This window comes from Haloferax sp. Atlit-109R (genome assembly GCF_003665865.1).
GTDB classification, from domain to species: Archaea; Halobacteriota; Halobacteria; order Halobacteriales; family Haloferacaceae; genus Haloferax; species Haloferax volcanii.
Window position 1 is genome coordinate 1,302,321 of the sequence record NZ_QPLO01000001.1, and the last position, 22,943, is coordinate 1,325,263.

Consider the following 22,943-nt stretch of genomic DNA (forward strand, 5'->3'; position numbering starts at 1 on the left):
ACGCTCACTCACCACCGATTGCTTTCCGCACGGTCGGGCCGAGCGCCGCGGTCAGCGCGCCGTAGCCGACGTACAGCACCATCGCCTCGACGAGGACGACGCCGACGAGCGCGGCGGCCTGCGCGTTCCCGCCCAGCGTCTCGATTCCGAACATCTTACCAGCACCCCTCGGGGCGCCCGGAGTGTATTGCACGCATCATACTTTCTTGTACATGGCTGGCTAACCGGAGTGAGGATATAACGCTTTTGGGAATACTATACAAGACCATATTGCTATCGCATACGTATAAGTTACAGGGTGAACACACAGATACCACTCAGCCGAGTCATATTTTGTATCAGGCGACGTTACGAACATATTTGTCCGCTATCTATGACAAAAATAGTTATTTGATTATTGTACAATACTATCTTCTCAAATGTCGAATTGGAGATATCACACCCGAGAGACGCTCACAGCGTTGTTTTCGGGGGCTACGGCGAGCGTCGAACGGTCCGCGGCTGGCGACGACAGACGCCAACCGCTCGACGGCGCGCGTGAGTCGAGTCGAGTCGTCGCCCGGGACAGCGGTTCACCGATGGGGGCGTCGGGTGCTTCGTCGCCGTCGCTCCGCGGTCGAGAGGTGAAAGCAGGAAACGAGCGAAATCCGATTCGGCGGGGGCGGCTCAGTCGGCGGCCGTGCCGGTCGCCGCGCTGTCGGCGCGGCGAGCGCGCCAGAGCCCCTGGAGGTACGCGCCGACGAACATCCCGCCGATGGCGATGAAGATTGGGTAGTTGCCGACGCCGAGGCTGGCGTAGGCCGCGCCGGGGCAGATGCCCGAGATGCCCCAGCCGGCTCCGAAGACGACCCCGCCGACGACGACGTTCTTGTCGAACGACTTCAGCCGGCGGCCGTAGTCGCGTCCGGTGAGGGGCGCGCGGTCACCGAACGCCTCGGCGAGCGCGAAGACGGTCCCGGTGACGACGGCGGCCCCGCCCATCACGAAGACGAGGCCGAAGTCGTCGAACTGGAGGAAGTCGAGGACGACCTCCGGGCGGGCCATGTTGCTGACGGCGAGGCCGAACCCGAATATCAGGCCGCCCGCGACGACGACCAACATGAACCCGAGTCCGCGTTCGTCGTCGCTCACGGCGACACCCCCAGCGCGCTCAGGAGCTGTGCGACCCCGATGGCGACGAGCATGAAGGTGGCGACGTTGACGAGCGAGGTCCGCGAGCGCGAGCCGACGCCGCAGACCCCGTGGCCGGACGTACACCCCTTCCCGATGCGGGTGCCGACGCCGACGAGCACGCCGCCGACGGCGAAGCGCCACGGCTGCACGTCGGAGACCCACCAGCCGTCACCGAACAGGACGGTGTAGAGCGCGGCCCCGGCGACGATGCTCAGGGTGAACACGACCCGCCAGTCCCGCGAGGCGACGTACTTCGCCTTGTTGAACCGCGGGAGGTCGGAGACGTACGACAGCGTCGATTCGAGGAAGGTGCTCGCGCCGGCGATGACGCCCGTCCCGAGGTAGATGACGGCGGTCCCGAGTCCGATGAGGAGGCCGCCGAGCGCGTAGTGCGCGATGCCGTTCGGGAAGAGCCCGTCGACGAGGAGCGGCGTCAGACCCGACATTTAGTTCGTCAGGGCTTCGTTGCTGGCCGCGCAGTTGTTCGGCCCGAGTTCGAGCTCGAAGGCCCGGTCGTCGTCCGACTCCTGCACGCCGAGGTTCGTCTCGATGATGTCGACGTAGTTGGCCGGCCGCGGCGGCATATCCGAGAGGATGAACTCCACGAACTCGTCTTTGGGCATCGACAGTGCATTCATCGTCTCCTTCAGTTCCCCGAGCGTGGCGGTGTAGCTGCCGTCGTCGGCCGGGATTGCCGCGTCGCTGAAGTGCGCGGAGGCGACGATGGCGTCGTCGTCGTGCGAGAGGACGCGCTCCTGAAGCGAGTCGTAGAGCATCCCGGCCGCGTCGGGCGCGCCCTCGTCGCCGTCTTCGAGGTCGGGGCGGGCGACCGACTCGATGAACAGGCCGTCGCCCGTGAACAGCACGTTGTCGACCGCGTAGGTCGTCATACCGGTCGTGTGGCCGGGCGTGTGGATGGCCTCGATGTCGGCGTCGCCGACGGTGAGCGTCTCGCCGTCCGCGATAGTCTCGTAGGGCGTGTCGTAGTCGACGCCGCGGCCCTCGGCGGCCTCGGGGATGACGCCCGTGACGCCGTGGTCTTCGACCAGCGTGCGGACCCCGCTGATGTGGTCGGCGTGGATGTGCGTGTCGACGGCGTACGTCAGCTCCGCGCCGAGCGCCTTCGCGTCGGCGACGTACTCGTCGGCGAAGTAGCGAAGCGGGTCGACGACGGCGGCCTCGTCGCCGTCGACGACGAGGTACGCCAGACAGCCGCTGGAGGGGCGCTGGTACTGCGCGACGAGCGCGTCGCCGTCGGTCTCCAGTTCGGTGTACTCGTAGATGCTCGCCCAGCCGTTCATGCCGCGTTCGAGCGCCACGGCGTCGTAGCCCTCCTGAATGAGCAGTCCGGCGACGTACTCCGAGGAGTGGCCCTTCGCACAGAGGACGACGAACTCCTCGTCTTCGGGCAGCTCTTCGAACAGCGACTCGTCGAGCTCCTCGTCGAGGAACTCGAAGTAGGGGATGTTGACGTGCGAAACGTTCTCGCCGTCGATGCGCCAGTCCTCGTGTTCCGACGGCACGCGGTTGTCGAGGATGGTCAGCGCCTCGCCCTCGTCGATGCGGGCTTTCAGCGCCTCGGGTTCGATGACTGGCACGTCGACGTCGAGTTCCGGCAGGTCTGGAACGGTCATGTATGCATCACCCACTATCGGGTGGTTCGACTTAAGCTTTCGGATGGTAGTTTGTATTTCGTGCAATATTCATCTCGTGGAGACCGGCCGAGACTAGTGCGATTTCGCACCTACGGGAGCACACAATGGCTCCATTACCCAAGAAACGCCGGTTTCAACGCCTATCGACGATTCAGATAAGGTATTGTGGTGTCTCCCCAAAAACCGACACACTTTTACGAAGCACCCATATATTGTGGAATACACCCAACACAGGTGACTTCGAAAATGAGTACATACGAACCCACCGAGACCCTCGACGTGAAAGGACTGTCCTGCCCGATGCCCGTCGTCAAGACCCGCGGCGCGGTCGACGACCTCGAAAGCGGCGAGATTCTGCAGGTCGTCGCGACCGACTCCGGCAGTATGAGCGACCTGAAGGGCTGGGCCGACGCCACCGACGGCGTCGCCATGCTCGAACAGGAAGAGGCCGAGGAAGACGGCGACGCGGTCTTCCGCCACTTCATCCAGAAGGAATGAGCTCGGACGCCGACGCGCCCGTCGACGCGGGAGCCGCCTCCGTCGAAGACCTCCGAGCGCGGGTCCAAGCCCTGCAAGAAGAGGTCTCCGACCTCCGGGAGGCGACCGACGACGACGGCCAGAAGTCGATGACCATCATCGCGACCAAAGGCACCCTCGACATGGCGTACCCGCCGCTCATCCTCGCCAGCACGGCGGCCGCCTTCGGTTGGGACGTGGTGGTGTTCCACACGTTCTGGGGGCTCGACATCCTCCACGAGGAGAAGTCGAAGAACCTGAAGCTCAGCGCGGTCGGCAACCCGAGCATGCCGATGCCGAACGCCGTCGCCGCGTTGCCGTTCATGGATAACGTCGCCACGAGCATGATGGAAAAGAAAATCAAGGAAAACGGGACCGCGACCGTTGAGGAACTCATCGAAACCTCCCTCGACATGGGCGTGGACCTCCAGGCCTGCCAGATGACCATCGAACTGATGGGCTACGACGAAGCCGAGTTCTACGACGGCGTCACCACCGGCGTCGGCGCGGCGACGGCCCTCCAGCACATGGCCGACGCCGACGTGCAACTCATGATTTAGGCCGGCCGTCGTCTCCACCAGCCATCCAATCCCCCTCCTTCACCCACTCCACCCCACCATCCCCTGCGGTTCCCGTTTTGTTTTTTCGACGCGACGAGAGCTGTCGCTGTCACCTGTTCGGCGGGTGAGTCCGAAAATCAGAGCCGACCGCGTCGACCGCGCCGTCGTCCGATTCAGACGTTCCAGCCGTCGCCAAACGACTCGAAACGGGCGAGGTCGTGGCCGAACAGCACGTCGCCGCCGGTCCGGCGTTCGAGTTCCTTCACCGTCTGGAGGCTCTCGAACCAGTCGCGCTCGCTCCACAGCAGGCCGGGGCCGAGCGGCACTTCGTCCGTGTAGTTGCCCTCGACGTAGCACTCGTCGCCCGCGACGAGCACGTCGCCGTCGGGCGTTTCGATGTGCGCGCCCAGCACGCCGGGGGTGTGACCCGGCAGGTGAACGAGTCGGAAGCCGTCGAACAGCGTGTGTTCGTCGCCGTGGACGACGTGCCAGTTCAGGTCGTGGTCGAAGTCCGAGGCGAGGTACGCGATGGAGCCCTCTGTCGTCTTCGCCGAGTAGTAGGCGAACTTCAGTTCCTCCTCGTGGACGTATATCGGCACGTCTGTGCCCGCGAACTCGACGAGGCCGCCCGCGTGGTCGAGGTGCAGGTGGCTCATCACCACCGCGTCGATGTCGGCGGGGTCGTAGCCGACCGCGCCGAGGTCGTCTTCGAGCGTGTGGTCCGCGGCGTCGACGTGCGAAAACGCCTCGTACAACGGGTCGGGCCAGTAGCCGTCGCCGGCGGCCGGGTTCGAGCCGGTGTCCCACAGCACCGTCCGGTCGGGGCCGTCGACGACGGCGTTCCAGACGACGAACTCGCTCATCTCGTGGTCGGGGTTCGGATTCGACGCGCTCCCCATGGAGTAGCCGTCGAGGACGTAGCCGGTGTCGGCGTGGACGCGGCCGCGGTCGACCAGGTGGACGCTGATATCACCCATATTCCGGGGTTAGGACGGAGCCGGCATAACCGTTCAGGCAGTCAATATATCTTCGTCGGGCACTAGAGATACGCGTCGTTCCGGCCCGCGCCGTGTCGGCCCGCGCGGCGAACGCGGTCGACGAGCGACGGTGAAAACCCGGAGCGAACGGTCGCTACGCTACTGACCGGGGCCGACTTCCTCGAACGGTTGGACGATGACGAAGCCGCCCTCGCCCGCGAATTCGAGCTGGTAGGACTCGCCCGACGAGCGGCCGAGCAGCCCCTTGATGTCGATGTCGCGGTTCGACGAGGGCGAGACGTTTCCGCTCCACGCGACGGTCGCGTTGGGGTCGGTCTTGACCGGCGTCGGGACGACGATTGGCTCGCCGTGGGTCGTGATGGCGACGTGGCCGGGGCCTTCGAGGAAGACGTTGAACAGGCCGCCCGAGGAGGTGCCGGCGATGCTCGTCAGCATCTTGATGTCCCAGTTCACGCTCGACTCGAACGCGAGCACGTCGTTGCCGTTGACGCTCAGCTCCTCGCCCGCGTCGAGTTCGAGAATCTGGACCTCCTTGGCCTGGTCTGCGAGATAGAGGTGGCCGGTTCCGGTCGCCTGCATCATGACGTCGCCCTCGCCCGTGGCCTTCTTCTTGAGCATCCCTTTTAGGCCGCCGGCGGACTTGCGCTCGAAGGAGATGTCGCCGGTGTAGCCGACCATCGACCCGGCTTTCGCCATGACGTTCCCGTCGAGGGCCACGTCGAGGAGCTTCGAGTTTTCGAGTTCGAAGGAGTCGCCGCCTTCGGACGGTGCGTGCGCGCTGACGAATTCGTCTAAGTCCATTGAGTCACCGAGTCGCGGCCGAAAGCGACTCTACCGGAGAGGCGACTGTCAGGGATATAGTTCTGTTTGCCGCGAAAAATCGGCCCGAACGGTCGACGTGGTCAGTCAGTCCCGACGGCTTCGGTGGCCGGGGGTCCAGTCGGCGTCGAGCGCCTCGTGGGTGAAGGGGACGGCGTCCTCGCCGGCGTAGGTGGCGACCAACTGGCCGTCGCCTTCGAGGTAGTACTTGTAGGTCGTCAGCCCTTCGAGACCGACCGGGCCGCGGGCGTGAATCTTGCCCGTCGAGATGCCCACCTCGGCGCCGAGGCCGTAGCGGTAGCCGTCGGCGAAGCGGGTCGAGGCGTTGTGGAAGACGCTGGCGGCGTCGACGCCGGTCATGAACGTCTCCGCACGCTCGGCGTCGTCGGTGACGATGGACTCGGTGTGTTTCGAGCCGTGGGCGTTGATGTGGTCGACCGCGTCGTACAGGTCCGAGACGACCTTGACGGAGAGTTCGAGGTCGCCGTACTCGGTGTCCCAGTCGTCGTCGGTCGCGGGGTCGATATCGACGTGTTCGCGGGTCGCCTCGTCGCCGCGGAGGACGACGCCCTCGTCGCGGTAGCGCTCGACGACCGTCGGCAGGAAGTCGGCGGCGACCGACTCGTCGACGAGGAGCGTCTCGACGGCGTTGCAGACCGCGGGGTACTGTACCTTCGCGTCGAGCGCGATGTCCGCGGCCATGTCGAGGTCGGCCGCCTCGTCGACGTAGACGTGACAGATACCCTCGGTGTGGCCGAGGACGGGAATCTGGGTGTTGTCCTGGATGTAGCTGACGAATTCCGAGGAGCCGCGGGGCATCACGAGGTCGACCATGTCGTCGAGTTCGAGCAGGCGGTCGACCTCCTCGTGGGCTTCGATGAGCGTCGCCCAGCCGTCGGGCAGCTCCTCGGTGGCGGACAGAATCGTCTCGTACAGCACGCGGTTCGACTCGCTGGCCTCGCTGCCGCCCTTGAGGATGACGGCGTTACCGGACTTCAGCGCCAGCGCGGCGATTTGGACCAGCGCGTCGGGCCGCGACTCGAAGATGGTCGCCACGACGCCGATGGGGACCGAGAGTTTGTACAGTTCGAGGTCCTCGTCCAGTTCGCGCGCTTCCAGCGTCTCGCCGAGCGGGTCGTCCTGCTCGGCGACGGACTCGACCATCCCGGCGATGTCTTTCAGCTTCGCCTCGTCGAGTTTGAGGCGGTCCACGAGCGCCTGCGTGTACTCGCCGGCGGCGAGCATCGCCTCGGCCTCCTCGACGTCCTCGCGGTTGGCCGCGAGAATCGCCTCGCTGTTGTCGCGGATGGCGTCCGCGATGGCTCCGAGCGCGGCGTCGCGGTCGGCCGCGTCGACGTTGGCGAGGCGGAGCGCCGCCGACTGTGCCCGTTCGACCTGCGCGGTCGTGTCTCGCTCAGTCATCGAGTTCACCATCGAGGGGGAGGAACATTGTTCCCACCGATTCGCGCTCGGCTATCTTCGCCAGCACGTCGGGCTCGGTCGACCGCGCGATGACGGCGGGGATGCCGTACTCGGCGGCGTCGCGCGCGCCGCGGACCTTCGTCTGGATGCCGCCGAAGCCGCCGGTCGAGCTCGCGGTGACGATGTCCTCCACGTCGCTGTAATTGTCGCCGACGACTTCGATGCGCTCGGCGTCGGAGTCCTCCTTCGGATTGCCGGTGTAGACGCCGCCCACGTCGGTGAGCGTCACGAGCAGGTCGACGCCGATGCCGACCGCGATGTCCGACGAAATCATGTCGTTGTCTCCGATTTGGAGCTCTTCGGTGGCGACCGCGTCGTTCTCGTTGATGATGGGCACGACGCCCCACTCCAGCAGCGTCTCGACCGTGTTCCGGAAGTTGGTGAAGCGCTCGGGGTTCTCCAGGTCGTGCTGGGTGATGAGTATCTGGGCGACCTTCCGGTCGTAGCGCTCGAAGCTCTCGGTGTAGCGGTGCATGAGCAGGCTCTGGCCGACCGTCGACAGCGCCTGCGACGCTTCGAGAGTGTCGCGGTCCGCCGTGGGGTGGTCGAGCCGTCCGATGCCGGCCCCGACCGCGCCCGAGGAGACGAGCAGCACCTCCTTACCGCGCGAGAGCAGCGACTCAATGTCGTCGACGAGCTTGTCGAGTTTGTCGTCGTCGAGGTTGGAGTCCTCGTCGGTCAGCGAGTTGGTGCCGGCCTTGACGATGACGCGGTCCGCCTCGGCGGCGGCGTCGCGGGCGGCGGCGACCGCATCGGGGTCGACGGCCGCAGTCGACTCGGACGCCTCGGACGCCTCCGCCGTCTCGCTCAGTTCACTCATCAGCGAACTCCTCCGCGAGTTCCTTCGACCGACGCTCGGCCGCGACGACCGCCTCGGTGACGGCGTCGTCGGCGTCGCTGTCCCAGAGGACCTCCATCCCCTCGATGGTCGTCCCGTTCGGCGAGCAGACCGCGTCGATGAGTTCGTCGGCGGTGCGGTCGTCCTGGACGACGGTCTCGGCCGCGCCCTTGAACGTCTGAGCGGCGAGAATCTCGGCGTCTTCCTCGGAGAGTCCGCCCGCGATACCGGCCTGCGTGACGGCCTCGATGAGATAGAAGACGAAGGCCGGCCCGCTGCCGTTGACCGCGGTGGCGATATCCATCTGGGACTCTTCGACCTCGACGAACTCGCCCACGTCCGAGAGGAGTTCGCGGACCTCGTCGGTCAGGTCGCCGGTCGCCGCCGCCGCCATGTCGCGGGTCTCGGCGGCGAGGTTCGGCATGATGCGAACGACGCGGGCGTCGGTGTGCGCCTCGACGAACGCGGTCGGGACGCCCGCGGCGATGGTGACGAGAGTCTGGTCGGGAGACAAATCGAGTTCCGAGAGGACGGCCTCGACGATGTCGGGCTTGACCGCGACGAACACCACGTCGGCGTCGGCCGCGCGCGACACGTCGTCCGTCGTCTCTTCACAGTAGTCGGCGACCGCGGCGAGGGCCTCGGGGTCGAGGTCGCAGGCGACGACCGAGTGGCCGCCCGCCTTCCAGAGCCCGGTGAGGAGGGCGCTCCCCATGTTTCCGCAGCCGATAACGCTCGTGCGTACCATTGGTGCTGACTCAAGGTACGACGCTCAGATAGTAACTGCGTTCCGGTCAAGCCATGCCAAACCGGAAAACGAGTTGTCAGTTCCGGGGGCCGTGCCGGGGCCTGCTCACAGCCCGCCCTGTCGGTAGATGAGGTTGCGCTGAATCTCGTTTGCGCCCTCGTAGATGACCGGGATGCGCGCGTCGCGGTAGACCCGCGAAATCTTGTACTCGTTGAGGACCGACCGGCCGCCGTGGAGCTGCATGCCACGCTCGGCCACGTCGACCGCCGTCTCGGTCGATTTCGTCTTCGTTGCGGCCGCCCAGAAGCCGGCGTCCTCGCCGTTCGCGACCTTCTCGGCGGCGCGCCAGTTGAGCGCGCGGGCCGCCTCGAACTCCATGCGCATATCGGCGAGGATGTGCTGGACCGCTTGGAACTCCGAGACGCTGCGCCCGAACGCTTGCCGGTCGTGGACGAATTCCCACGTCTCCTCGATGGCGGCGGCCGCGAGGCCGAGGCTGTGGCCGCCGACGATGACGCGGCCGTGGTTGAAGAAGTCCGCGAGCATGTAGAAGCCGCCGCCCTCGGTGCCGATGAGGTTCTCCTCGGGCACCTCGCAGTCGTCGAAGACGATGTGACCCTGCTTGGAGGCGCGCATACCCATCTTCTCGGGGATGTGTTCCGCCTCGTAGCCGGGCGTGTCGGTCGGCACGATGAACATCGAGTAGTTCGAGTAGCGGTCGTCGGTGTCGGCGGTCTTGGCGTACACCGTCAGCCAGTCGGCCTCGACGGCGTTGCCGACCCAGTACTTCTCGCCGTTGAGGACGTAGCCGTCGTCGGTCTTCTCGGCGGTCGTCTCCATGCCGGCCATGTCGGAGCCGGTCTGCGGCTCGGAGACCGCGAGCCCCGAAAGCTGCTCGTTTTCCGCGACCGGGCGGAGCCACTTCTCTTTCTGTTCTTCGCTGCCGTAGTGCTCCATAATCTCGCAGCCGAACGAGGCGAGTTGGAGCGTCAGCGCGATGCCGGCGTCGGCGCGGTAGAACTCCTCGGAGATGGCGAGCATCTGCTGGAGGTCGAAGCCCTTGCCGCCGTACTCCTCGGAGATATCTTGGGCGACGAGCCCCGCGTCCATCCCCGCTTGGAGCACTTCGTGCGGGTACTCGCTGGACTCGTAGTAGTCCGCCGCGACCGGTTCGATGTGCGCTTCGGCGAACTCGCGGGCCTCCTGCTTGAGGTCGCGGGCGTGTTCGGGCACGATGGAGTCGTCGAGAAGTTCCATACCACGCCATGGAATCGTACAGTAAAAATAGGCATGGAACCAGTCTAAACTTCAAACTTGTTTTTTGTTAAAATAGCCGTTGCCCGACGCTCATTCGTCCGACGGAGCCTCCGAATCGGGCGTCTTGCCCTCGATGAGCGACGAGTCGTCGTACCGGTCGCGGAGCACCTTCTTGTCGAACTTGCCGGTCGCGGTCTTCGGCACCTCGTCGATGAACACGACCTCGTCGGGGGCCCACCACTTCGGGAACTCGTCTTCGACGCGCGCGACGAGGTCGGCCTTGAGCGCGTCCTCGTCGACGCCGCCCTTCGGGACGATAAAGGCCACGGGGCGCTCCTGCCAGCGTTCGTGGGGGACGCCGATGACGGTCGCCTCGGCCACGTCGTCGTGGGCCATGATGCTGTTTTCGAGTTCGAGCGACGAAATCCACTCCCCGCCGGATTTGATGACGTCTTTCGCCCGGTCGACGATTTGGACGTAGCCGTCTTCGTCCACCGTGACCACGTCGCCGGTCTTCAGCCAGCCATCCTCGTAGTCCTCCTCGTTCGCGTCGGGGCGCTCGAAGTACTCGGTCGTCACCCACGGGCCGCGGACCCACAGCTCGCCGAACTCCTCGCCGTCCCACGGGACCTCGTTCCCGTCGTCGTCGACGACGCGCATCTCCAGCCCCGGCGCGAGCAGGCCCTGCTTGGCGCGCTTTTCGTACTGCGCTTCGGCGGGGAGGTCCTCCATCCCCGGCTTGAGGTGGGCGACGGTCCCGACCGGCGACATCTCCGTCATGCCCCACGCGTGGAGCACGTCCACGTCGTACTCCTCGTCGAACCGGCGGATGACCGACTTGGGCGCGGCCGACCCGCCGATGATGATGCGTTCGAGCGACGAGATGTCCGCGTCGTGCTCGTCGAGGTAGTCGAGCAGGCCGAGCCACACCGTCGGCACGCCCGCGGTCATCGTCACGCCCTCCTCTTCGATGAGTGTCGCGAGGTCCTCGGGCGTCGGCGACGGGCCGGGGTAGACGTGTTTCGCGCCCGCCGCGGTCGTCGAAAACGGCAGGCCCCACGCGTTGACGTGGAACATCGGGACGACCGGCATGATGACGTCTTTCGCGCCGATGTCGAGGCCGGATTCGGGGAGCGTCGCCATCGTGTGCGCCCACAGCATCTGCTGGGAGTACTCGACGCCTTTCGGCTGGCCCGTCGTCCCCGAGGTGTAACACATCCCCGCCGGCTGGTCCTCCGGGAGGTCCGGCCAGTCGTACTCGTCGGGGTGGTCAGCGATGAACGACTCGTAGTCCGTCACCGGGGACAGGCCCACGTCGTCCGGTACCTCGGAGGCCATCACGACGAACTGCTCGACGGAGGCGAAGGCGTCCCCGTCGACCGCGCCGGCGAGTTTCGGCGCGAGCGACGGGTCCACGAAGATGATGCGGTCCTTCGCGTTCTCGACGATGTACTGGATGTGGTGGTCGGGCAGAAGCGGGTTGATGGTGTGCAGCTGCGCGCCCATCGAGGGGACCCCGAAGTACGTCTCGAAATGTCGGTTGTGGTTCCAGCAGAACGTCGCCACCCGGTCGCCGTCCCCGATGCCGGCGTCCGAAAGCGCCCCCGCGAGCCGTGCCACGCGCCCCTCGTACTCCGCGTACGTGTAGCGTTCCAGCCCTTCGGCGGTCCGAGAGACGATTTCGCGGTCCGGATAGAGCTTGCCCGCGCGCCACAGGAACGGCCGAAGTGTCTGGTTGGTAGCACCTACCATACTGTCCTCTTGTGGTAAAACGTAATGATTGTTTGGAAACGACTCGGCGTGGTGCGGGCTGCGGATTCGGCGTCACCCGCGGGCGCGTTCACTCACTCGTCGCGGTCGGGAACGAACTCATCACCACCGTCGCCGCCGTCGGTATCGCCGGCGTCGGCGTCTCCGTTGTCGGTGTCGCCTTCCGCGCGCTCGGCGTCGCCGCGTTCGGCTCCGTCGACGCTCGCTTCACTATCGTCCTCGGCCTCGTCTCCGTCGCGTTCCGCGTCCGCGACTGTCGCGTCGCCCTCGGCGTCGTCGATGGCGGCCGCGTCGGCGTCGCTCGCGGGCGTCGCCTCGCCGGAGTCGGTCTCGGAGTCGTCGGACTCGTCGTCGTCACCGTCGTCACCGGCATCGTCGTCGGTGTCGTCGTAATCGGTCGCGTGCTCCGGTTCGGCCTCCGCGACGGGCTTGGCCGCGACCAGTCGCTCGCGGACCGCCTCGCGGTCGACGGTCCCCGAGACGGTCCGCGGGAGTTCGTCCGCGGTCGCGACCAGTCGCGGGCATTTGAACCCGGCGAGTCGCTCGCGACAGAAGTCGTCGAGGTCCTCGTCGTCCGGTGGGTTCTCCGGGTCCGCGGGAACGACGAGGGCGGCGACGCGCTCGCCCCACTCGGCGTCGGGGACCCCGAGCACGGTGGCGTCGTCAACGTCGGGGTGGTCCCGCAGGACCGCCGCGACCTCGCCGGGGTCGACGTTCTCGCCGCCGGTGATGATGCGGTCGTCCTTCCGGTTCAGGACGTACAGGAGACCGTCGTCGTCGCGGTAGCCGATGTCGCCGGTTCGGAGACCGGCGTCGCTGAAGGCGTCGGCGGTGGCCTCGGGGTTCCGGTAGTAGCCGGGCGAGACGGTCGGTCCCGACACGACGAGTTCGCCCGGCGTGCCGGGTTCGACGGGGGTTCCGTCCTCGTCGACGACCCGGAGGTCGGTGAAGTAGAGCGGCCGCCCGACGGTCCCCACGTCGTCGAACGCCTCCCGCGGGGTCGCGGTGGCGACCTGCGACGCCGTCTCGGTCATGCCGTAGGTCGGGTGGACCGGCACCGAGTAGTTCCGACAGCGCTCGATGAGTTCGTCGGGGGCGGGCGCGCCGCCGAGGAGCACCACGCGGAGCGAGTCCGAGAGCGTCCCCCGGCTGTCGAGCATCCGCGTGAGCATCGTCGGCACGAGCGAGACGCCCGTCACGTCGTACTTGCCGATGTCGTCGGCCGCGCCGCCGGCGTCGAACCCCTCGCGGAGGACGACCGTCGTCCCGTACAGCGGGCCGCGGAGAATCGGGCCGATGCCGCCCATGTGGTGCAACGAGAGCGTGACGAGCCACCGGTCGTCGCGCGAGACGCCGAGTCGGAACGCCCCGGCGACGGCGTTCGCAAGCAGGTTTCCCATCGTGAGTTGCACCGCCTTCGGTGTCCCGGTCGTCCCCGAGGTGAAAAGCAGGAGCACCGTCTCCGAGAGCGACCAGCCCGCGGGTTCGACCCGCTTGGGCGCGATAGACGAGAGGTTGATGACGCCCTCCCACCGCGGGTCGTCCACGGAGACGACGGGCACGTCGGTCGTCGCCTCGACCGCCGTCGACTCGGTGGACTCGCCGCAGACGAGCGTGGTCACGTCCGCGAGTTCGACGTTGCGAGCGATTTCGTCGGCGGTGAGTCGGTCGCTGAGAGGCACGAGCACGGCCCCGAGCCGCGTCGCGGCGTGGATGAGTCGGACGTAGTCGACGCCGGGGTCGAGAACGACGCCGAGGTGGTCGCCGGCCTCGACGCCGAGGGCGGCGAGTTGGCCGGCGGTCTCGTCGACGAGCGCGTCGAGTTCGCGGAAGGTCCACGAGTCGCCGGTCGCGGCGTGGATAAGCGCCTGTCGGTCGGGCGTCGCGGCGACCCGGTGGGAGAGCCAGTCGCGCATCGGCCCGGCGAACCCGCGGGCGTCGGCGGCGGTTGCGTCGTCCTCGGTCGACTCGGAGTCGTCGCCACCGGCCGCGTCGTCGGGAGCGCCCGTCATCGCTCAGTGCGAGACGAACTCCACGAGGACGCCGCCCGTGGACTTGGGATGTAAGAAGGCGACCTCGTGGCCCCACGCGCCGGGGCGCGGCTCCTCGTCGATGCGGTCGACGCCGGCGGCCTCGGCGGTCCGGAGCGCGGCCTCGATGTCGTCGGTCTCGACGGCGACGTGGTGGATACCGCCGCCGCGCTTGTCGAGGAACTTCGAGATGGCACCCTCCTCGTGGGGTTCGAGCAGTTCGAAGTAGCCGTTTTCGAGTTCGAGGAAGACGACCGACATGCCGTCGAACGTCTCCTCGTGAGCCACGGGCGCGTCGAACAACTCCGCGAACAGCGCGGCCAGTCCGGCGGCGTCGGGCGTGGCGATTCCGACGTGGTCGAGATGCATGCCTCCAGTTCGTCGGGCGCAACGGATAAACCCAGACGGTTCGATACTCCTGTCATGATAGTAACGACAACGGAGACGGTCGTCGGCCGCGACATCGAGGAGACGCTGGGTGCCGTCCGCGGGAACACGATTCGCGCCCGCAACGTCGGCCGCGACATCACGCAGGGACTCCGCAACATCGTCGGCGGCGAACTCAAGTCCTACACCGGGCTGATGGCCGAGGCGCGCGACGAGGCGACAGACCGGATGGTGGCGGAGGCGGAGGCGATGGGTGCCGACGCCGTCGTCGGCGTCCGGTACGTGACCGCCGAGGTGGCCCAAGGAGCGGCCGAGATTCTGGCCTACGGGACCGCCGTCACGCTCGTCGGCGGCACCGACCCCGACGCCGACGCGGAATCGGCGTCCGAGTCGAACGCCGACGTGGCGTGAGCCGACGGTGACGCCGACGACTCGGCGGGTCACCCGAGACCCGCGGCGACTCGCACACAGGTTCGTCCGACTCGCCACGGACCGGGCCACAGTCGCCGTCTTCGCCGCGCTCGCGGCCGTGTGGGCAGTCGGCTTCGTCGGCGTGGTGCCGAGAGAAATCTGGGTCGTCGATTCCCCCGCGCTGGTGGCCGCCTTCTTCTTCGACACGCTCGCGGCCAACGAGTTCGGCGTCCGCGAGACGGCGGTGTTCTACCCGGCGCTCGCCGTCTTCGGCTACCTCCAGGCAATGGTCTTCGTGGCGGCCGGGCGAGTGCTTCGAACTCGACTCGTCGGGGTCGGTGAGCGACGCGAAAGCGGGAAACGCGTCGAGAGTGGGGAACGAAAATGAGCGCAGGAGCGCGCGTCAAGAGCGGGACGCGAGGGGCGTGAAGTTCGAAGGTAGCGAGCGAGTCGGCGTGTGACTCACGGCGTCGGGTCGGGCCTCAGTCGCGGGCGGTCCGGGCGACCGTGACCTCGACGGGGACGCCGGGCACGTCGACCGTCAGCATCGAGCGGTCGACCCGGGTGACGACGACGCGGGCGACGGCGACGATGGCGGCGACGGTGACGGCGACCGCGAGCGACGCCACGGGGTAGGTGACGACCGCGACGACCGCGGCCATCGAGGTGAGCAGGGCGGCCTGCGTCGCCAACGAGGGCGCGGGTCGGTGATGCGAGGGGTGGTAGTCGGAGCCGGTACGACTGTCTCTGGAGCGTTGTCGTGACATTCGTCTGGTGAGGGGGACAATCGGATGCGATACCGGGGGCTCTCCGGTCGAAGAGCCCCGCAACGCGACGGCCGCCGCTCGAAAATCGAGCGACTGGTGGCGCGAACCTCGCGCCGACAGACGGCGGCCGGGCGTGTGACGGGTTTAGAACGCGATAAGCGGCATCATAAGCCTCGATTGTCTCCACTCGGGGGGTGATAATAAAAGTTGTTGGACGGGTGAAAGTATAGAATTAGTGACTCGTTGGCACGGGGCGCGGGGTGCGGGGCGGTCGCCGGCGCCGGTCGTTCGGGAGTGTAGGGGCGGTTCAGGCCATGCCGGGTTCGTACTCTCCGAACTCCTCGCGGAGGACGCCGCAGATTTCCCCGACCGTCGCGTAGGCCTTGACCGCCGTGACGATGAGCGGGAGGAGGTTCTCGTCGCCGTTCGCGGCGGCGCGGATGTCTTCCAACGCGGCCTCGACGGCCTCCTCGTCGCGGTCGTCCTTCCGGGCGTCGAGCGACTCGACCTGCTTTTGCTCTTCTTCCTCGGAGACCTCCTGCACTTCGACGGTCGGCTCCTCGTCCACTTGGTACTCGTTGACGCCGACGATGACGCGCTCGCCCTCCTCTATCTCGCGTTGGCGCTCGTAGGCCACGTCCTGAATCTCCCGCTGAACCCACTGGTTTTTCACGGCGTCGAGCATGCCGCCGCGCTCGTCCACCTCGTCGAGCAGGTCGAACGCCTCGTCTTCGATGTCGTCGGTCAGCGCCTCGACGTAGTAACTGCCCGCCAGCGGGTCGATGGTGTCGGCCGCGCCCGACTCGTGGGCGAGAATCTGCTGGGTGCGGAGCGCCGTCCGAACCGACTTTTCCGTGGGGAGTGACAGCGCCTCGTCCTTCCCGTTGGTGTGGAGCGACTGCGTGCCGCCGAGGACGGCCGCCAGCGCCTGATAGGCGACCCGGACGACGTTGTTCTCGACCTGCTGGGCGGTGAGCGTCGAGCCGCCGGTCTGGGTGTGGAACTTCAACTGCATCGACTTCGGGTTCTCAGCGCCGAAGCGCTCTTCCATGATTTTCGCCCACATCCGCCGGGCGGCGCGGAACTTCGCCACCTCTTCGAGGATGTTGTTGTGGGCGTTGAAGAAGAAGGACAACTGCGGGGCGAAGTCGTCCACGTCGAGGCCGGCGTCGACCGCGGCCTCGACGTACTGGATGCCGTTGCCGAGGGTGAACGCGACCTCTTGGGCGGCGGTCGACCCGGCCTCGCGGATGTGGTAGCCGGAGATGGAGATGGTGTTGAACTTCGGCGTCTCCGCCGCGCAGAACTCGAAGATGTCCGTGATGAGCCGCATCGACGGCTCCGGCGGGAAGATGTAGAGGTTCCGCGCGATGTACTCCTTCATGATGTCGTTTTGGATGGTTCCGCGAAGCTCCTCGCGGGGGACGCCCTGCTTGTCACCGAGGGCGACGTACATCGCCAGCAACACCGCCGCCGGGGCGTTGATGGTCATCGACGTGGAGACCTCACCGAGGTCGATGCCGTCGAACACCGTCTCCATGTCGTGGAGGCTGTCGATGGCGACGCCGGATTTCCCCACCTCGCCGGCGGCCATCATCGCGTCGGAGTCGTAGCCCATCTGCGTCGGCAGGTCGAACGCGAGCGACAGCCCCGACGAGCCGTTGTCGATGAGGTAGCGGAACCGCTCGTTGGTCTCGGCGGCCGTCCCGAAGCCCGCGTACTGCCGCATCGTCCAGAGCCGCCCGCGGTGCATCGTCGGATACACCCCGCGCGTGTAGGGCTTTTCGCCCGGGAAGCCAACGTCCTCGTCGTAGTCCACGTCGGCGTCGTCCGGGGTGTAGAGCCGCTTGACGACGTTGCCGCCCGTGTCGGTCGTGAACTCCTCTTTCCGCTCCCCGAAGCGGTCGAGCGTCGGCCCCAGCGTCTCGTCTTCCCACTCGGCTTTCGCCTCCCGAATCTCTTCGAGCTCGTCGGGATCAAACATGGTCGAAGATGTGGTTTGTCCCTACTTAAGCGTACGCGGGTCGGCGGATATCGGTCGCTGTCTCCGACCGTGAGCGCGCGACCGAGGGTGTGACGGTGTCCCCGCGAACGCGGCCGCGGCGACCGATTTTATGTCGCTCGCGCGCCCTGCTTCGCCATGGACATCCTGACCGACGAGACGCGGCGGTTCCTCGCGGCGACCGCGCCCGAACACGACGCGGTGCAGGCCGAGATGGCCGCCTACGCCGACGAGCACGGCTTTCCCATCATCGGCCCCGAGGCGGGCGGCGTGCTCCGCGTCCTCGCGCACCTCGCGGACGCGACGCGGCTGTTCGAGTTCGGCTCCGGCTTCGGCTACTCCGCGACGTGGTTCGCGGAGGGGATGGCCGACGACGCAGAACTCTTCCTGACCGAACACGACGCCCACGAACTCGACATGGCGCGGGAGTTTCTCGACCGGGCCGGCCTCGCCGGCCGGACGACGTTCCTCGAAGGCGACGCGCTCGACCTGTTCGAGGGCGTCGACGGCGAGTTCGACCTCGTGTTGTTGGACCACCAGAAACACCGCTACGCCGAGGCGTTCGACCTCGTCTCCGACCGCGTCGCGGTCGGCGGAGTCGTCGTCGCTGACAACGTGATGCGCGGCCCGGTCGATTTCGGCGCGCTCACCGACTGGAGCGAAGGCCGGGCCGAGGCCCTCGACGGAGCCGACGCCGACACCCGCGGCATCGCGGCGTTCCTCGACGCGGTCCGGGCCGACCCGCGGTACGAGACCATCGTCCTCCCGGTCGGCAGCGGCCTCGCGGTCAGCACGCGGGTCGAGTGAGCGCGCGACCGCCGGGACGCGCACCGACCGCCGCGCACCGACGTTCGCCACGCTTTTGAGCGCCCACCCCGACCGTTCGGGTATGTTTGGAGGCGGCGGGATGAACCCGCGAAAGATGAAGCAGATGATGAAGCAGATGGGCATCGACGTGACGGAGCTCGATGCTGAGGAAGTCGTCATCAAGACGGGCGACGAAGAGCTCGTCTTCAGCGACGCGCAGGTCACGCGCATGGACGCGCAGGGCCAAGAGACGTATCAAATCGTCGGCGAGCCCGAGACGCGCGAACTCGGTGCCGGCGACGACGGCGGCGACGAGTCCGTCGAGTCCGCCGAGGCCGCCGACGCCATCCCGGCCGACGACGTTGCCATCGTGGCCCAGCGCGCCGGCGTCCCCGAGGACGAGGCCCGCGAAGCGCTGGAGGCCGAAGACGGCGACCTCGCCGCGGCCATCGCGCGACTGGAGTGATACTCCTCGTCCACGGCGACCGGGAGTACCTCCGAGCGCCCGGCGACGAACTGCACACCGACCTCGGGATGCTCACCGTCCCCGAGGACGTGGAAGCCGGCCAGACGCTCGAAACCCACATCGGCGAGGAGTTCCTCGTCCGCGAGCCGCGCGGCCCGGACCTCTTCAACCACTTCGAGCGCACCGGCGCGCCGATGATGCCGCGCGATATCGGCCTCATCGTCGGCCACACGGGTATCGCGGCCGGCGAGCGGGTCCTCGACGCGGGCACCGGCACGGGCGTCCTCTCGGCGTACCTCGGCCGCCTCGGCGTCGACGTGACGACGTTCGAACGCGACGCCGAGTTCGCGGACGTGGCTCGCGAGAACATGCGTCTCGCGGGCGTCGAACAGCGCGTCGACGTTCGCACCGGCGACATCACCGACGAACTCGACGAACTCGCGGACTCGGGGTTCGACGCGCTCACGCTCGACACCGAGAACGCGCCAGAGGTCGTCCGCCACGCGCCCGACCTGCTCGTGACCGGCGGCTACGTCGCCGTCTACTCCCCGTTCGTGGAGGGCACGCGCGCGGCCGTCGAAGCCGCCAGAGAGGCGGGGCTCTCGGACGTGGAGACGTTCGAGACGATTCAGCGACAGATGGACTTCAACGACCGCGGGTCGCGCCCCTCGACCGCCGGCGTCGGCCACACCGGCTACCTCGTGTTCGCCCGCAACGAGTGAGCGAGTCCGACGCCGGCGGGCCAACCGCTCTTTCGGCCCGACTTCGTTCCCTCACCCGACGCCGCGAATCACGCGAAACAGATCTTCTCTGAACCGCTCCGGGTCGATTGCCTCGCGGAGCGCCGCGGCCGTCTCCCCGTCGTCACCGCGGACCTCGCGGGGGTACGCGCCGCCGGTCAGGCGGAACTCGCCGTCGACCGGCGTCACCGCGAGGTAGGCGTCCGCGGCGAGTTCGACCCCGGCGAGTTCGACGGTCGCGGCGTAGCGAATCACGTCGGCCTCGGCTTCGTTTCCCGCGTCGTCGCTTCGGTCGTCATCGTCCCGGGCGTCATCGCGCTGGCCGTCGCCACCGCCGCCAACTCGTACCCGGAGCGTCCGCGACTCGACGCGCCGAACGTCCGAGAAGCCGCGGGCTTCGAGGCGCGACCGGAAGCCGGCGCTCGCTCGTTTGCCGACCAGTTTCGTCAGCGACTTCGACGGCGGTGTGTGCGGCCGGATTTCGAGGCGGCTGGCGAACAGAAAGCGCCACGGGCCGTCGGCGGTCGCCGGCACGCGCTCGCGGATGGTGGCGTCCTCGTAGACGACCGTCCGGGCGACGACGCTGACGGGGCCGAGTTCGAACGGGCGGTCCGTCGCGTCGTCGACGCGGACCCAGCCCTCCAGCGGCGGGAGCGTCGGCGGGGCGGGCGCGTCGGCCATGCCCCGCGTTACGGACGGAGGGCTGAAAAAAGCGGGTCGCTCAGTGGTCGTCTTCGCGCCACTTGTGGTCGCACTCGACGCAGGTGAAAAAGCGCGTCTCGGACTCGTCGGCCGAGCGAATCTGCTTCATCTCGTAGCGCGCCACGTCGTGGCCGCACTTCGGGCAGATGGCCTTCGTCGTCGGGCCGATGTCGGCGTTGTCCACGTCGGACATGTCGACGACCTCGCTGGACTCCTGGCCCTCGGTCGTGACCATCGACTTCTCTTTTTCGCTGTCTCGGGCTTTCTCGTGGCCGTTCGGACAGACCCAGACGCCGTCTTGCGGCGTCATCAGGGACCCGCAGTCGTCGCAAAACTCCATGATAGTACGTCCTACCGCTTGAGGGACTTAAGCGTCAGGATTGCGCCGCGCTCGCGGGGTGAGCGCTGAAAAAAGCCGGTGCCGAGCGGGCGACTCAGGCGTCGCCGTCGGACTGCCCCGGTTCGCCGAGCGCCTCGATTGGCATCGCGTTGTTCAGTTCGTAGTACAGGTCCTTCGCGTCGGTGAACTCGCTCGTGAGGCAGTTCCGGACTAACTCACCGAGGTCGGCGTTCCCGTCGGCCATGAGCACCGTCACACCGTCGAAGGAGGTCGCGGCGTCCCGGCGCGAGACCGGGTACGACAGGTCTTCGAGGAGGGATTCGACGCGGGCGAGCGTGATCGATTCTTGCACGATTATTCATTATACATAGAGCGTATTAGCAGTTGTCGGAGCCGTGCTAGCACGGCTATGCGGGAGAATCGGTGACTCGAATCGCCCGAATAAACCGGAAACAAGAGCTCTCTCGGTTCTATTCGAAGTCGGGGTCGCGCTTGTCGAGGAACGCCTCCATCCCCTCGCGCTGGTCGTGGGTGCCGAACAGGCCGCTCCAGACGCGGGCTTCGAAGTCGAGCGCGGCGTCCCGCGGCGCGTCGTGGGACATGTTGATGGCGGCTTTCGCGCCCGCGAGGGCGTGCCGCGGCTTCGACGCGAGGTCGGCGGCGAGGTCTTCGACGTGCGAGTCGAGTTGGTCGTGGGCGACGACCTCGCCGACGATGCCGTACTCGTGGGCGTCGCTGGCGTCGATGCGCTCGCCGAAGAAGATGAGCCGCCGCGCGACTTCGTCGCCGACGAGCGCCGGCAGGCGGACGCTCCCGCCCCAGCCGGGCATGATGCCGAGGTCGATTTCGGTCTGCCCGAGCAGCGCGCGCTCGGAGGCGACCCGGAGGTCGCACGCCAGCGCGAACTCCATGCCGCCGCCGAAGGCGTAGCCGTTGATGGCCGCGACGGTCGGCGCGGGGAACTCCTCCAAGCGCGTCGCGATGCGGTGGCCCTGCTCGGCGTAGTTCTGCGCGGCGGGCGTTCCGATGTCTTTCATGTAGCCGATGTCCGCGCCCGCGATGAACGCCTCGTCGCCCGCGCCGGTGAGGACGACCACCCGAGCGCCGTCGGCTTCGGCCTCGTCGAGGGCGTCTTCGAGCGCGTCGAGCGTGTCCGCGTTGAGCGCGTTCATCTGCTCGGGGCGGTCGATGGTGATGGTCGCCACGTCGCCGTCCCAGTCGAGTCGGAGGGTGTCCCAGCTCATACTCGGGGCGACGCGAGGCACAGGGATAATAATTAACGTTCGCCGGTCGCGCTGAAGAATCCAGAACAACGTTATAGCCCCTCCGTCGAATCCACCGATATGACGCTCTCCGACGAGGCGGAAGAACGCCTCGCCGACATCGTCCGGCTCCAGCCGACGAAGAACAAGGAGTTACAGAACCGCTGGGACCTCGAAAGCGGGAGCGAGGTCCACCGCTACCTCGAATCCGAGCTGAAAGACTACTACTACCGCGACGACAACAGCCTCATCCGCGCGACGGCCGAGGCGGCCGAACTCGTCGGCGTCGAACCCGGCGTCGAGGGCGACGACGAGGCCGAATCCGTGCCGAGCGTCATCCGCGTCCCCTCGCTCGAAGCCCGCGTCTTCGAGGTCGTCGCCGGCCCCGACGAGCGCTCCGAGAGCGTCGTCAGCGTCCTCAACAAGCTCCGCGACGAGTTCGACATCGACCCCGACGTTGACGACGTGCGCCGCGCGCTCCAGAGCCTCCGCCGCAAGGGCGTCATCGAAGTCGTCTACCGGACCGTCCCCACGTTCCGCCTCGCCGTCGAGCGCGACGAGGTCGACGTGGAAGTCGTCTAACCGCCCGCCTCCGCGGTCGTTATTCGCGCCGCTCGAACACCAGCGCGTAGTGGTACGGCGGGATATCGAGTTCCGCCGTCACAGCGAGGTCGGTCGCCTCTTCGACCATCGCCGCGGTCTCCTCCGGGCCGAGCCGCAGGTCGGTCGGCGGGCCGCGCGGTTCGCCAGCGATGGTCGTCTCCGCTCGGGGGAGCGGCCGCCAGTTGACGACGACGAACCGGCCGTCGTCGTCGAGGACCGACTCGACTTCCGTCAGGAACTCCTCGGGGTCGTCGACGCCGTGGAACGCGTTGGCGAACAGCGCCACGTCGACTGGCTCGGAGACGTGCGCCGAAAGCTCGCGGGCGTCGCCGCGGACCGAGACCACGTTGTCGATGCGTTGCTGGGCGGCGAGGTGGCCGAGTTCCGCGAGGAGGTCGTCGTCGAGGTCGACCGCGTACACCGTGGCCGGCGCGACGATTCGCGCCGCGGGGAGCGCGAAGTAGCCGTTTCCGCACCCGATTTCCACGACGGTGTCGCCCGCCGACAGCCCGAGGTCCCGAAGCGTCTCGCCCGGCGTCGGCCAGAGCTTCCCCCACCAGTCCCAGTCCGGCAGGCTCGTGTTCTGGAATCGTTCCATACCGCTCGGTCG

Annotated in this window: 28 protein-coding genes; 8 read left to right on the forward strand and 20 right to left on the reverse strand. The window is 67.4% G+C overall.

Features of this window, described 5'->3' with window-relative positions:
* Window positions 1-4: 4 nt before the first annotated feature.
* From DVK03_RS20025 to DVK03_RS06865, 4 genes are all read right to left on the reverse strand, one after another.
* Complete coding sequence (locus DVK03_RS20025; RefSeq protein ID WP_004043577.1) at window positions 5-154, reverse strand: hypothetical protein; 150 nt, start codon at window positions 152-154, stop codon at window positions 5-7.
* Between the two features lie 512 nt (window positions 155-666).
* Entirely contained in the window at window positions 667-1,131 is a 465-nt protein-coding gene (locus DVK03_RS06855) for a DUF6691 family protein (protein WP_115802537.1), read from the reverse strand.
* The gene (locus DVK03_RS06860; RefSeq protein ID WP_004043575.1) at window positions 1,128-1,619 is read right to left on the reverse strand and encodes a YeeE/YedE family protein; all 492 of its coding nucleotides are present in this window, start codon (window positions 1,617-1,619) and stop codon (window positions 1,128-1,130) included. The genes DVK03_RS06855 and DVK03_RS06860 overlap by 4 nt, the downstream gene beginning before the upstream one ends.
* On the reverse strand, window positions 1,620-2,807 hold the full coding sequence (locus DVK03_RS06865) for an MBL fold metallo-hydrolase (protein ID WP_115802538.1): 1,188 nt from the start codon (window positions 2,805-2,807) through the stop codon (window positions 1,620-1,622).
* A 267-nt stretch (window positions 2,808-3,074) separates the two neighbouring features.
* Between DVK03_RS06865 and DVK03_RS06870 the strand changes: the two genes are divergently transcribed.
* Together DVK03_RS06870 and DVK03_RS06875 are read left to right on the forward strand one after the other, a co-directional pair.
* Window positions 3,075-3,326 carry a sulfurtransferase TusA family protein gene (locus DVK03_RS06870; protein WP_115802539.1) on the forward strand — a complete coding sequence of 84 codons (252 nt, stop codon included), beginning with the start codon at window positions 3,075-3,077 and terminating at the stop codon, window positions 3,324-3,326.
* On the forward strand, window positions 3,323-3,904 hold the full coding sequence (locus DVK03_RS06875; protein WP_004063485.1) for a DsrE/DsrF/DrsH-like family protein: 582 nt from the start codon (window positions 3,323-3,325) through the stop codon (window positions 3,902-3,904). Before DVK03_RS06870 ends, DVK03_RS06875 begins: the two co-directional genes overlap by 4 nt.
* A 173-nt stretch (window positions 3,905-4,077) precedes the next feature.
* Here the strand turns inward: DVK03_RS06875 and DVK03_RS06880 are convergent, their stop codons facing one another.
* The 9 genes from DVK03_RS06880 to mce form a co-directional block, all read right to left on the reverse strand.
* Entirely contained in the window at window positions 4,078-4,881 is an 804-nt protein-coding gene (locus DVK03_RS06880; protein WP_008605341.1) for an N-acyl homoserine lactonase family protein, read from the reverse strand.
* A gap of 159 nt (window positions 4,882-5,040) precedes the next feature.
* Window positions 5,041-5,703 carry an AIM24 family protein gene (locus DVK03_RS06885; protein ID WP_008605342.1) on the reverse strand — a complete coding sequence of 221 codons (663 nt, stop codon included), beginning with the start codon at window positions 5,701-5,703 and terminating at the stop codon, window positions 5,041-5,043.
* Between the two features lie 105 nt (window positions 5,704-5,808).
* The gene (locus DVK03_RS06890; RefSeq protein WP_115802729.1) at window positions 5,809-7,143 is read right to left on the reverse strand and encodes a glutamate-5-semialdehyde dehydrogenase; all 1,335 of its coding nucleotides are present in this window, start codon (window positions 7,141-7,143) and stop codon (window positions 5,809-5,811) included.
* Window positions 7,136-8,023 carry a glutamate 5-kinase gene (proB, locus tag DVK03_RS06895; RefSeq protein ID WP_004063480.1) on the reverse strand — a complete coding sequence of 296 codons (888 nt, stop codon included), beginning with the start codon at window positions 8,021-8,023 and terminating at the stop codon, window positions 7,136-7,138. The genes DVK03_RS06890 and proB overlap by 8 nt, the downstream gene beginning before the upstream one ends.
* Window positions 8,016-8,789: a pyrroline-5-carboxylate reductase gene (gene proC / locus DVK03_RS06900; RefSeq protein WP_081597031.1), complete on the reverse strand. Its 774-nt coding sequence runs from the start codon at window positions 8,787-8,789 to the stop codon at window positions 8,016-8,018. The genes proB and proC overlap by 8 nt, the downstream gene beginning before the upstream one ends.
* A 105-nt stretch (window positions 8,790-8,894) precedes the next feature.
* Complete coding sequence (locus DVK03_RS06905; RefSeq protein WP_115802540.1) at window positions 8,895-10,046, reverse strand: acyl-CoA dehydrogenase family protein; 1,152 nt, start codon at window positions 10,044-10,046, stop codon at window positions 8,895-8,897.
* Window positions 10,047-10,136: 90 nt separating this feature from the next.
* Window positions 10,137-11,798 carry a long-chain fatty acid--CoA ligase gene (locus DVK03_RS06910; RefSeq protein ID WP_115802541.1) on the reverse strand — a complete coding sequence of 554 codons (1,662 nt, stop codon included), beginning with the start codon at window positions 11,796-11,798 and terminating at the stop codon, window positions 10,137-10,139.
* Between the two features lie 92 nt (window positions 11,799-11,890).
* A complete protein-coding gene (gene menE / locus DVK03_RS06915) occupies window positions 11,891-13,828 on the reverse strand; it encodes an o-succinylbenzoate--CoA ligase (protein ID WP_115802542.1) in 1,938 nt (645 codons plus the stop codon).
* Window positions 13,829-13,831: 3 nt separating this feature from the next.
* The gene (mce, locus tag DVK03_RS06920; protein WP_004063472.1) at window positions 13,832-14,215 is read right to left on the reverse strand and encodes a methylmalonyl-CoA epimerase; all 384 of its coding nucleotides are present in this window, start codon (window positions 14,213-14,215) and stop codon (window positions 13,832-13,834) included.
* Between the two features lie 54 nt (window positions 14,216-14,269).
* Here mce and DVK03_RS06925 point away from each other — a divergent pair, with 54 nt between their 5' ends.
* Together DVK03_RS06925 and DVK03_RS06930 are read left to right on the forward strand one after the other, a co-directional pair.
* A complete protein-coding gene (locus tag DVK03_RS06925) occupies window positions 14,270-14,644 on the forward strand; it encodes a YbjQ family protein (RefSeq protein ID WP_006600319.1) in 375 nt (124 codons plus the stop codon).
* Window positions 14,645-14,651: 7 nt separating this feature from the next.
* Window positions 14,652-15,032, forward strand: coding sequence for a hypothetical protein (locus DVK03_RS06930; RefSeq protein ID WP_115802543.1), 381 nt, complete (start codon window positions 14,652-14,654; stop codon window positions 15,030-15,032).
* Window positions 15,033-15,126: 94 nt separating this feature from the next.
* On the opposite strand, the gene DVK03_RS20235 is transcribed toward DVK03_RS06930, so the two are convergent.
* Both DVK03_RS20235 and DVK03_RS06940 read right to left on the reverse strand, forming a co-directional pair.
* Window positions 15,127-15,411 (reverse strand): hypothetical protein, encoded by a 285-nt coding sequence (locus tag DVK03_RS20235; protein ID WP_013035307.1) that lies wholly within the window; start codon window positions 15,409-15,411, stop codon window positions 15,127-15,129.
* 307 nt (window positions 15,412-15,718) lie between these two features.
* Window positions 15,719-17,395, reverse strand: coding sequence for a methylmalonyl-CoA mutase (locus DVK03_RS06940; protein WP_004043559.1), 1,677 nt, complete (start codon window positions 17,393-17,395; stop codon window positions 15,719-15,721).
* A gap of 156 nt (window positions 17,396-17,551) precedes the next feature.
* Between DVK03_RS06940 and DVK03_RS06945 the strand changes: the two genes are divergently transcribed.
* The 3 genes from DVK03_RS06945 (at window position 17,552) to DVK03_RS06955 (ending at window position 19,408) form a co-directional block, all read left to right on the forward strand.
* Window positions 17,552-18,220 carry an O-methyltransferase gene (locus DVK03_RS06945; protein ID WP_004063464.1) on the forward strand — a complete coding sequence of 223 codons (669 nt, stop codon included), beginning with the start codon at window positions 17,552-17,554 and terminating at the stop codon, window positions 18,218-18,220.
* An 82-nt stretch (window positions 18,221-18,302) separates the two neighbouring features.
* On the forward strand, window positions 18,303-18,686 hold the full coding sequence (locus DVK03_RS06950) for a nascent polypeptide-associated complex protein (RefSeq protein ID WP_081597039.1): 384 nt from the start codon (window positions 18,303-18,305) through the stop codon (window positions 18,684-18,686).
* Window positions 18,683-19,408 carry a methyltransferase domain-containing protein gene (locus tag DVK03_RS06955; RefSeq protein ID WP_006600317.1) on the forward strand — a complete coding sequence of 242 codons (726 nt, stop codon included), beginning with the start codon at window positions 18,683-18,685 and terminating at the stop codon, window positions 19,406-19,408. The genes DVK03_RS06950 and DVK03_RS06955 overlap by 4 nt, the downstream gene beginning before the upstream one ends.
* 51 nt (window positions 19,409-19,459) lie before the next feature.
* Here DVK03_RS06955 and DVK03_RS06960 read toward each other — a convergent pair whose 3' ends face one another.
* The 4 genes from DVK03_RS06960 to DVK03_RS06975 form a co-directional block, all read right to left on the reverse strand.
* The gene (locus DVK03_RS06960) at window positions 19,460-20,107 is read right to left on the reverse strand and encodes a hypothetical protein (RefSeq protein ID WP_115802544.1); all 648 of its coding nucleotides are present in this window, start codon (window positions 20,105-20,107) and stop codon (window positions 19,460-19,462) included.
* A gap of 40 nt (window positions 20,108-20,147) precedes the next feature.
* The gene (locus tag DVK03_RS06965; RefSeq protein ID WP_008574128.1) at window positions 20,148-20,468 is read right to left on the reverse strand and encodes a transcription factor S; all 321 of its coding nucleotides are present in this window, start codon (window positions 20,466-20,468) and stop codon (window positions 20,148-20,150) included.
* A gap of 94 nt (window positions 20,469-20,562) precedes the next feature.
* Window positions 20,563-20,820, reverse strand: a complete 258-nt coding sequence (locus tag DVK03_RS06970) for a hypothetical protein (RefSeq protein WP_115802545.1) — start codon at window positions 20,818-20,820, stop codon at window positions 20,563-20,565.
* A gap of 118 nt (window positions 20,821-20,938) precedes the next feature.
* Complete coding sequence (locus DVK03_RS06975) at window positions 20,939-21,712, reverse strand: enoyl-CoA hydratase/isomerase family protein (protein ID WP_115802546.1); 774 nt, start codon at window positions 21,710-21,712, stop codon at window positions 20,939-20,941.
* Between the two features lie 99 nt (window positions 21,713-21,811).
* Between DVK03_RS06975 and DVK03_RS06980 the strand changes: the two genes are divergently transcribed.
* Window positions 21,812-22,312 (forward strand): DUF5797 family protein, encoded by a 501-nt coding sequence (locus DVK03_RS06980; RefSeq protein WP_004043551.1) that lies wholly within the window; start codon window positions 21,812-21,814, stop codon window positions 22,310-22,312.
* A 19-nt stretch (window positions 22,313-22,331) separates the two neighbouring features.
* Here DVK03_RS06980 and DVK03_RS06985 read toward each other — a convergent pair whose 3' ends face one another.
* Window positions 22,332-22,931, reverse strand: a complete 600-nt coding sequence (locus tag DVK03_RS06985) for a class I SAM-dependent methyltransferase (protein WP_115802547.1) — start codon at window positions 22,929-22,931, stop codon at window positions 22,332-22,334.
* Window positions 22,932-22,943: the final 12 nt, after the last annotated feature.

Bases quoted from the DNA above. Each gene is read 5' to 3' on its own strand.
- DVK03_RS20025 (WP_004043577.1), bottom strand. From the start codon at position 154: ATGTTCGGAATCGAGACGCTGGGCGGGAACGCGCAGGCCGCCGCGCTC.
- DVK03_RS06860 (WP_004043575.1), bottom strand. From the start codon at position 1,619: ATGTCGGGTCTGACGCCGCTCCTCGTCGACGGGCTCTTCCCGAACGGC.
- DVK03_RS06865 (WP_115802538.1), bottom strand. From the start codon at position 2,807: ATGACCGTTCCAGACCTGCCGGAACTCGACGTCGACGTGCCAGTCATC.
- DVK03_RS06870 (WP_115802539.1), top strand. From the start codon at position 3,075: ATGAGTACATACGAACCCACCGAGACCCTCGACGTGAAAGGACTGTCC.
- DVK03_RS06875 (WP_004063485.1), top strand. From the start codon at position 3,323: ATGAGCTCGGACGCCGACGCGCCCGTCGACGCGGGAGCCGCCTCCGTC.
- DVK03_RS06880 (WP_008605341.1), bottom strand. From the start codon at position 4,881: ATGGGTGATATCAGCGTCCACCTGGTCGACCGCGGCCGCGTCCACGCC.
- DVK03_RS06885 (WP_008605342.1), bottom strand. From the start codon at position 5,703: ATGGACTTAGACGAATTCGTCAGCGCGCACGCACCGTCCGAAGGCGGC.
- DVK03_RS06890 (WP_115802729.1), bottom strand. From the start codon at position 7,143: ATGACTGAGCGAGACACGACCGCGCAGGTCGAACGGGCACAGTCGGCG.
- proB (WP_004063480.1), bottom strand. From the start codon at position 8,023: ATGAGTGAACTGAGCGAGACGGCGGAGGCGTCCGAGGCGTCCGAGTCG.
- proC (WP_081597031.1), bottom strand. From the start codon at position 8,789: ATGGTACGCACGAGCGTTATCGGCTGCGGAAACATGGGGAGCGCCCTC.
- DVK03_RS06905 (WP_115802540.1), bottom strand. From the start codon at position 10,046: ATGGAACTTCTCGACGACTCCATCGTGCCCGAACACGCCCGCGACCTC.
- DVK03_RS06910 (WP_115802541.1), bottom strand. From the start codon at position 11,798: ATGGTAGGTGCTACCAACCAGACACTTCGGCCGTTCCTGTGGCGCGCG.
- menE (WP_115802542.1), bottom strand. From the start codon at position 13,828: ATGACGGGCGCTCCCGACGACGCGGCCGGTGGCGACGACTCCGAGTCG.
- mce (WP_004063472.1), bottom strand. From the start codon at position 14,215: ATGCATCTCGACCACGTCGGAATCGCCACGCCCGACGCCGCCGGACTG.
- DVK03_RS06925 (WP_006600319.1), top strand. From the start codon at position 14,270: ATGATAGTAACGACAACGGAGACGGTCGTCGGCCGCGACATCGAGGAG.
- DVK03_RS20235 (WP_013035307.1), bottom strand. From the start codon at position 15,411: ATGTCACGACAACGCTCCAGAGACAGTCGTACCGGCTCCGACTACCAC.
- DVK03_RS06940 (WP_004043559.1), bottom strand. From the start codon at position 17,395: ATGTTTGATCCCGACGAGCTCGAAGAGATTCGGGAGGCGAAAGCCGAG.
- DVK03_RS06945 (WP_004063464.1), top strand. From the start codon at position 17,552: ATGGACATCCTGACCGACGAGACGCGGCGGTTCCTCGCGGCGACCGCG.
- DVK03_RS06950 (WP_081597039.1), top strand. From the start codon at position 18,303: ATGTTTGGAGGCGGCGGGATGAACCCGCGAAAGATGAAGCAGATGATG.
- DVK03_RS06960 (WP_115802544.1), bottom strand. From the start codon at position 20,107: ATGGCCGACGCGCCCGCCCCGCCGACGCTCCCGCCGCTGGAGGGCTGG.
- DVK03_RS06965 (WP_008574128.1), bottom strand. From the start codon at position 20,468: ATGGAGTTTTGCGACGACTGCGGGTCCCTGATGACGCCGCAAGACGGC.
- DVK03_RS06975 (WP_115802546.1), bottom strand. From the start codon at position 21,712: ATGAGCTGGGACACCCTCCGACTCGACTGGGACGGCGACGTGGCGACC.
- DVK03_RS06980 (WP_004043551.1), top strand. From the start codon at position 21,812: ATGACGCTCTCCGACGAGGCGGAAGAACGCCTCGCCGACATCGTCCGG.
- DVK03_RS06985 (WP_115802547.1), bottom strand. From the start codon at position 22,931: ATGGAACGATTCCAGAACACGAGCCTGCCGGACTGGGACTGGTGGGGG.